The sequence below is a fragment of the uncultured Arcanobacterium sp. genome, assembly GCF_947253055.1.
Lineage (GTDB): Bacteria > Actinomycetota > Actinomycetes > Actinomycetales > Actinomycetaceae > Arcanobacterium_A.
This window is the reverse complement of record NZ_CAMXYE010000078.1, coordinates 1-6,406: the sequence shown is the minus strand read 5'-3', so window position 1 is coordinate 6,406 and position 6,406 is coordinate 1. Positions and strand designations below refer to the sequence as shown.

Sequence of the window (6,406 nt, the reverse complement as noted above, 5' to 3'; positions counted from 1 at the left end):
CGCACCACCACGGCAGCGTCTTTCTTGAGCAATTTCTTGATTGCAGCTGCATTAGCGGCATCGGAGCCGGATTCTCCCAAGATTTCTGCTTCGCGCTCATTGCAAGACCAAATATCGGCCCGCGCAAGTAGCGGCGCGTAAAGCTCGTGCGGCAACTCCGAGATCAACGGCGAAGGATCTACCACCACCGGAATATCTGCTGGAATCTCCGCTAGCCATTTAGCCAAGCCCTCCGCATTGGATTCAGTGGCCAAGCTATAGCCAGAGATATAGATCAAATCACCCGGCTCTAGCTGGATTGCAGCTAAGTGTTCATAGCCAAAATCGCCTTCTACCCCGAGCGTAGTTACAAAGGTGCGTTCTGCAGAATCTTCTACGAATGCCACGCAGTAGCCGTTATCGGCATCGGGTACGCGCGGAAAAATAGAGGAAATACCGTCTTTTTCCAGCGCCTGCCCAATAATATCGGCAAATGGCCCCGTGCCGACCAGCCCGCAGTACACTACTTTCATGCCGTAGCGCGCTGCTCCTAGCATGGAGTTGAGGCCGCCACCCGCCACCAGTTCCGTACTGTTGGCGATTACGTCTCCACCCGGTTCTGGCATTTTCGGCAGCCGGATCACCTGATCTACGATTACGCTGCCCGTATTGATCATTCTCATTTTTTTACACCTGCGCCTTTAGCTCCGCCCAATGCCAGATAGAGCAAGCCGGAAACCAGCAAGGCTACCAGCCACTCCAGCCCCTGCTGGGCAATGAAAGAATCGGGAAGCGCGAATTTGAATAGGAAACCGGCACCCAAAGCTACTAGCCACGACGCCAGCACGCGCACTTCAAAGCCGCCTTGATACCAGTAAGCAGAACGCGGAGTCATATCCAATAAGTCGTCAGAACTATAGGTGGTGCGCTTAATCATGTCTACCAAGAACACTCCCAACCAGGCAGTGAGCGGAATTGCCAACAAGGTAATGAAGCCGATGAAAGCATCGTAGAAACTTTCAAAGAGGAAGAGGAACACCATCGAACCAACTAGGCTGACCATTAAATCAGCAGCTACGGCTACGATGCGGCGCACTTTCATGCCCATGGTCAATAGGGTTAAACCGGAAGAGTACACCGAGATATTGTTGGAAAGCAGCAGCCCAGCAAAGGCAGAAATCAAGAAGGGGATTGACATCCAGGCTGGCAGTAGAGCTGGAATCGAAGCCAGCGGGTTGCCGGCGTCAAACTCTGGATTGGTGATAGCAATCAGCGAGCCAGTGCCAATCATAATAATTAGCGGAATACCAGCGCCGGCTGCACAGGTGAGGATCAGAGTCGCCGGAGATACTTTCTTGGATTGGTAACGCCCGATATCAGCACCCGAATTAGCCCAAGCAATACCGGTACCAGAAGCGACCACGCCGATACCCATTAGTACCGTGCCCCACGAGCCAGCTTCCGCGCTCAGCACCATACTCCAATCCACTTTCGCCACTATGAAGCCAACTACCACTAGGGTGAGCACACCGAAAATGTAGGTGGCCCACTTTTGGAATACAGCGAGCATCTGATGCCCCACTCCGGATACCGCCAAGGTGAGCGCGAGGAATAGGAGTACTGCCACGATTGCAATCCACGGATGGCTACGCGGAGTGAGCTCCGAACCGACAATGACGGTGCCGATAGAAATTGCCGCAAAGGCCGCCGTCACAGTATTTACCGTCTCCCAACCCCAGCGGGAAAGAATAGCTACCAAGGTGGGAAAATAGTTACCGCGAGTGCCGAAAGTGGCACGTGAAAGCGTCAAAGTGGGCGCACCGCCCCGCTGGCCGGTGATCGATACGACACCTACGATAGCGAAAGAGGCTACCGCTCCCACCGCTCCGGCGATTAGCGCCTGCCAGAAATTCAGCTCTCCAGCTACTACCCAGATTCCCAATGGGATACCGAGGATGGAGATATTTCCCGCAAACCAAATCCAAAATAGTTCGGCGGGGCCGCTGGTCTGTTCCGAAGCGGGAATTGGTTCAATTCCCCGATCTTCAACTTCGAGTAGTGAGCGCCAACCTTCGGCGGGCGTTTCCGTATTAGACATTATTTCTCCTTAGAAATTCGCAGCGATACTAGACTTGCTGCAGTTTGTGCTATCGGTAATGAATTTAAAGTCGTGACTAGTTCTAATGATTCCGGTGGAATCCTGGCAGAGTCGCCGCAAGCGCCGAGAATTGCTCCGGCCATTGCCCCCACCGTATCCGTATCTCCGCCGGCATTTGCCGCCAACAAAAGTACTTCATTGGCGCTGACGTCTAGAGCGCACAAGGCCGCTACAGCTGGAATTGACTCATGCGAAGCACAGGAAGTACAGATTTGGTAGAACAGCGTATCTAAAATTTCCTCGCGGGAAGTGCATTTTTTGAGAAGTTGGATAGCCCACAGAGAACGCAAATAAATATCGGGAGCGCACACCTGATTGCCACAGGTGGCAGCTTCGCGCGCTAAGTCGAGCCCTATCTCCAAGGCTTCCGGCCGAGAGGCACCCGCAATTCCCGCGCTCACTGCTCCCGCCACCAGCATCGCCCCTTGCAATGCCACATTAGTATTGTGGGTGACTTGCGAAGCCTGCACCACCGCTGCCATAAACCGCTGCCGATCGGAAAGATCGAAGGCTATCCCCACCGGAGAAATGCGCATCGCCGCACCATTCGTGGTGCCGTATTTTCCCGTTTCGCTAGGGGGCACGCCGTCTTCTAAAGCGGAGATAGCTCGCTTAGTAGAGGGGCCGAGCAAATCGAGAGAGCCGCGCGCAATCATATCTTTTTCCCACTCCAGCAGCCCGTGGGCAAATTCTAGCGGTGGCACTTCGCCGCGTTCTATCAAAATTTTCGCCAGCATAAAGGTCTGTTCAGTATCATCGGTAACCATGCCCGCGGGGGCACCGTGCGCTATTTCCTGCGCTGGCCCGGCAGCCACCAAAGTATCCACAAAGCCATATTCAGCTTCGATGCTTTGCCGAGTGAGGTCTTGAGTTGGCATACCCAGCGCATCGGCATAGGCAGTAGTTTGCAGGCAGAGCTGGGCGCGAGCCAGTTTTTCTTTTTCGGTGGTGATATCTTTCATCCCTCTTCCCTTTCTTTCTGGCTATTAAATACATTGCGAAATCGGAAATGATCTGGGTCGAGCAGACTAGTCACTTGCTCCGCTAAAAAGTTTTGCGAAGTCAGTAGCCTCTTTAAGGTACTCATCTCACAAAAGCGCTACAGAGCGATAAGTGGCTCTACCCGGGGAAGCTCGGCCATACGAGCTTGGCTTAACTCATAAGCGGTCTGCATATCTAACCACATACGAGCATCACCAATTCCTGCAAGTTCAAGACGCAAAGCCAAATTAGGCGTTAAAACTGCTCTACCGTTTAAAACACGCGACAATGCAACCCGAGATATTCCCAATTTTTGGCTAGCGGCACTCACCGAAATACCAAGTTCATTTAAGAAATCTTCCCGAATTACCGCCCCAGGATATACCGGATTTTTCATACTCATTTTCTCTCACCCTCCTCAGTGATAATCAAGGTAATCAATAAGTAACTCTACCTGGGGAAGCTCGGCCATACGCGCCATACGCGCTATATGTGGCTACGCTTGCGCAAGGTATACGGTATCTAAATCGCGGCCTTCGATGACGCGCCCATCGAAACCCGTCACTTTCGCTGCCCAATATCCTTGAGGTAGATGACCCGGAACAAAGTGGTTGAGCACCAATGTGCGCACTGCACAGCGCTGGGCAATCGAGCCCACAGTTTCTACCGAGCAGTGTTTCTGGAATACCACATCCAGTGCTCGCTGCTGCTTGGGGGTATAGGGAGGATTTCCGAATTGCCAACGAGCAAAATTGGAATCTACTACTTCGTGTACCAATACATCTGCGCCGGTGGCGAGGCGAATTATATTCTCAGAAGGCCCGGTATCGCCGGAAAAGACTACCGAACCAGCGTCGGTATCAAAGCGGTAGGCAAAAGCCGGATACATAGTTCCATGTTCCGCCAAGGTGGCGCTCACATGCACTCGATCATCTTCATATACGAAGAACGGCTCCACCGGTTGCTGAGCGCGCTCACTCTGCGAATCAGCTCCCCCAGATTGACAAAACTCCCCATAAGCATCGCGCCCGATTACCTCCGGACGCCGCACATCAACTCCCACAATCATGTCTTGCGGAGCGCGTTTATTTGCGCCGTAGACCCTATCTAAAGTTTCAGCTTCGAATGCGGCCAACAGATTTTCCACAAATTTTTCTGCACCGGGCGTTTGTATATCCGGTTCCGGCAAATTTGCATAAAAATACGGGCTAAGAGTCCTTTCCCACGGGCCGTATACTTCGACTCTATGCTCTGGCCACCCTTGGTTATATCCACATAGCAGCAGATTCGATAAATCCAAAGTGTGATCTGAATGCATATGGGTAATAAACAAAGCTTGCAGATCGGTAAAAATTTTCGCTTCCGGGCGCTCTAGTGGATTTGCCTTCGTTAGCTGCCGCGCCACTCCCATGCCAAAATCGATCACGTAAATTTTCCCATCGACTACTAGCGCCGTGGAAGTCCCATAACGGCAGGGCGATTCCGCATCCGGAGCCCCCCAAGTGACTGCGCCGCCAGCCGTACCAAGCAAAATAATACGAGTATCAATCTTTCGCATAAGTCTTATCATAAGTCTTATCCTCCGCTTATAATGGATCTAACACAAAACTACTTAAAATGAACTTATTACCAAGACATAACATTTTTCATGTATCATTATCACATGAACGGTGATTAATGTATTATCGTATGTAACATTCCCAATGACGAGAAGGAGCAATATGTCCCCGGAATACAATAAGGATGACGCGGTCCTCGCGACATATACCTTTTCTATCCCTGCCAATGTGGATCCATTAGAAAAAGTTCGTGCCTTCGCCGTAGGGCAAACTATTGGAACCTGGGTAGCCGTACCGGGCTTAACAGAAGAGATGATTGATGCCTACCAGGGTGAAGTCGTCGATATTAAAGCCTTAGATTCCAGCGATTTGGTGACCGATGCGGAAGATACCGCGACCTACGCTGCGACTCTTTCTCTGCCGGCTGTGAGTATCGGAGCTGATATGCCCCGCCTTTTCACCTCGTTGCTGGGAAATGATGCCTCCACTTCTATGGCGGCAAAACTCACCGATATTCAACTTCCCGCATCGCTAGCAGATAAGTTCCCCGGCCCTAAGCACGGGGTAGCGGGGCTGCGAAAGCTGCTCGGGGTCGAATCCCGCCCTCTGCTGCTCAATATGATTAAACCGTGTACCGGCCTCACTCCTGCCCAAGGAAGTGAAATCTTCCGCGAAACTGCCCTGGGCGCTCCGGATTTAATCAAAGACGATGAGCTTATGGGAGATCCCGAATTTTCTCCGATTGATAAACGGGTAGCCGCTTATAACAAAGCTGCTGAGCAGGCTTTTGCGGAAACTGGCCACCGCACTATTTACGTACCTAATATCACTGCGCAAGGCACGGCTTTATTCGAAAATGCCCAGCGGGCTATTGACGCCGGAGCACGCGCACTCATGGTGTGCTATGCGGCGGTCGGCTACGGCAGCGTCGTCGAATTGCGAGAAAAGTTTGATGTGCCGATTCTCGGCCACTATGCCTCGGCTAATACCTATTACGAAAACGCTTCCTCCGGCATGTCTGCCGCTTTAGCGCTCGGATTTTTCCCCCGGCTCGTAGGTGCTGATATGGCAGTTATCAATACTCCTTACAGCGGATATCCCATGCGGAAAGCGGCGTATCTAGCTACCGCACGCAAAATGCTCACGCCAACGAACGGCTTAAAGCCTGCATTCCCCATCGTCGGTGGTGGAGTGAAACCCGGGGTAGTCCACAGATACTTAGAAGATTTAGGCACCGACATCGTCTTGGCCTCCGGCGGAGCTATTCAAGGGCATCCGCAAGGGCCAGCTGCCGGAGTGCGGGCAATGTATCAGGCAATCGACTCCTATATGGAGGGCATATCGCTGGAAGAAGCAGCTCGCGAGCATAGCGAATTAGCAACCGCCTTAGATGTATTTGGAGTAGTTAAATGAGCAAACGCGTAGATGTCCATTCCCATATTTGGGAAGAATCGGATATTCCACCTCAGATTAGCGGCTATGACTCCAGCCGTTCTCTTTCTTGCGATGCCGATGCTTTAGTAGCTGCTATGGATAAAAACGGCATTGATTTGTCGATTGCGGTGGCCCTTGCATATGAACCAGATTTATCTGATGCCCATATTAGGCGCATAAATGATTTCGTTTTACGCGAATGTAACAAATATCCTGAGCGTTTGATTCCTTTTTGTTGTGTGAATCCTGTCTCTTATACACATCTCCGAGCCCACGAGACCGTTATTCTAATCTC

At 51.7% G+C, this 6,406-nt stretch carries 7 protein-coding genes; 2 read left to right on the top strand and 5 right to left on the bottom strand.

The window, feature by feature from the left end; all coding sequences use genetic code 11:
• The 5 genes from Q0X35_RS05655 to Q0X35_RS05635 form a co-directional block, all read right to left on the bottom strand.
• A partial coding sequence (locus tag Q0X35_RS05655; RefSeq protein WP_297566405.1) for a PfkB family carbohydrate kinase occupies positions 1-662 on the bottom strand: 662 nt, incomplete at its 3' end.
• Entirely contained in the window at positions 659-2,077 is a 1,419-nt protein-coding gene (locus Q0X35_RS05650; RefSeq protein WP_297566403.1) for a cytosine permease, read from the bottom strand. The genes Q0X35_RS05650 and Q0X35_RS05655, both read right to left, overlap by 4 nt.
• The gene (locus Q0X35_RS05645; RefSeq protein WP_297566401.1) at positions 2,077-3,099 is read right to left on the bottom strand and encodes an ADP-ribosylglycohydrolase family protein; all 1,023 of its coding nucleotides are present in this window, start codon (positions 3,097-3,099) and stop codon (positions 2,077-2,079) included. The genes Q0X35_RS05650 and Q0X35_RS05645 overlap by 1 nt, the downstream gene beginning before the upstream one ends.
• 137 nt (positions 3,100-3,236) lie before the next feature.
• Positions 3,237-3,521 carry a HigA family addiction module antitoxin gene (locus Q0X35_RS05640; protein ID WP_297566399.1) on the bottom strand — a complete coding sequence of 95 codons (285 nt, stop codon included), beginning with the start codon at positions 3,519-3,521 and terminating at the stop codon, positions 3,237-3,239.
• A gap of 93 nt (positions 3,522-3,614) precedes the next feature.
• Positions 3,615-4,688: an MBL fold metallo-hydrolase gene (locus Q0X35_RS05635; protein WP_297566397.1), complete on the bottom strand. Its 1,074-nt coding sequence runs from the start codon at positions 4,686-4,688 to the stop codon at positions 3,615-3,617.
• 151 nt (positions 4,689-4,839) lie between these two features.
• On the opposite strand from Q0X35_RS05635, the gene Q0X35_RS05630 reads away from it, so the two are divergent.
• Both Q0X35_RS05630 and Q0X35_RS05625 read left to right on the top strand, forming a co-directional pair.
• Positions 4,840-6,090 (top strand): RuBisCO large subunit C-terminal-like domain-containing protein, encoded by a 1,251-nt coding sequence (locus Q0X35_RS05630; RefSeq protein WP_297566395.1) that lies wholly within the window; start codon positions 4,840-4,842, stop codon positions 6,088-6,090.
• On the top strand, positions 6,087-6,406 hold a 320-nt coding region (locus Q0X35_RS05625; protein WP_297566393.1), incomplete at its 3' end, for a hypothetical protein. The genes Q0X35_RS05630 and Q0X35_RS05625, both read left to right, overlap by 4 nt.

Excerpts from the sequence above, each read along its gene's own strand:
- Q0X35_RS05635 (WP_297566397.1), bottom strand. The coding sequence starts at position 4,688 with ATGATAAGACTTATGCGAAAGATTGATACTCGTATTATTTTGCTTGGT.
- Q0X35_RS05650 (WP_297566403.1), bottom strand. The coding sequence starts at position 2,077 with ATGTCTAATACGGAAACGCCCGCCGAAGGTTGGCGCTCACTACTCGAA.
- Q0X35_RS05630 (WP_297566395.1), top strand. The coding sequence starts at position 4,840 with ATGTCCCCGGAATACAATAAGGATGACGCGGTCCTCGCGACATATACC.
- Q0X35_RS05640 (WP_297566399.1), bottom strand. The coding sequence starts at position 3,521 with ATGAGTATGAAAAATCCGGTATATCCTGGGGCGGTAATTCGGGAAGAT.
- Q0X35_RS05645 (WP_297566401.1), bottom strand. The coding sequence starts at position 3,099 with ATGAAAGATATCACCACCGAAAAAGAAAAACTGGCTCGCGCCCAGCTC.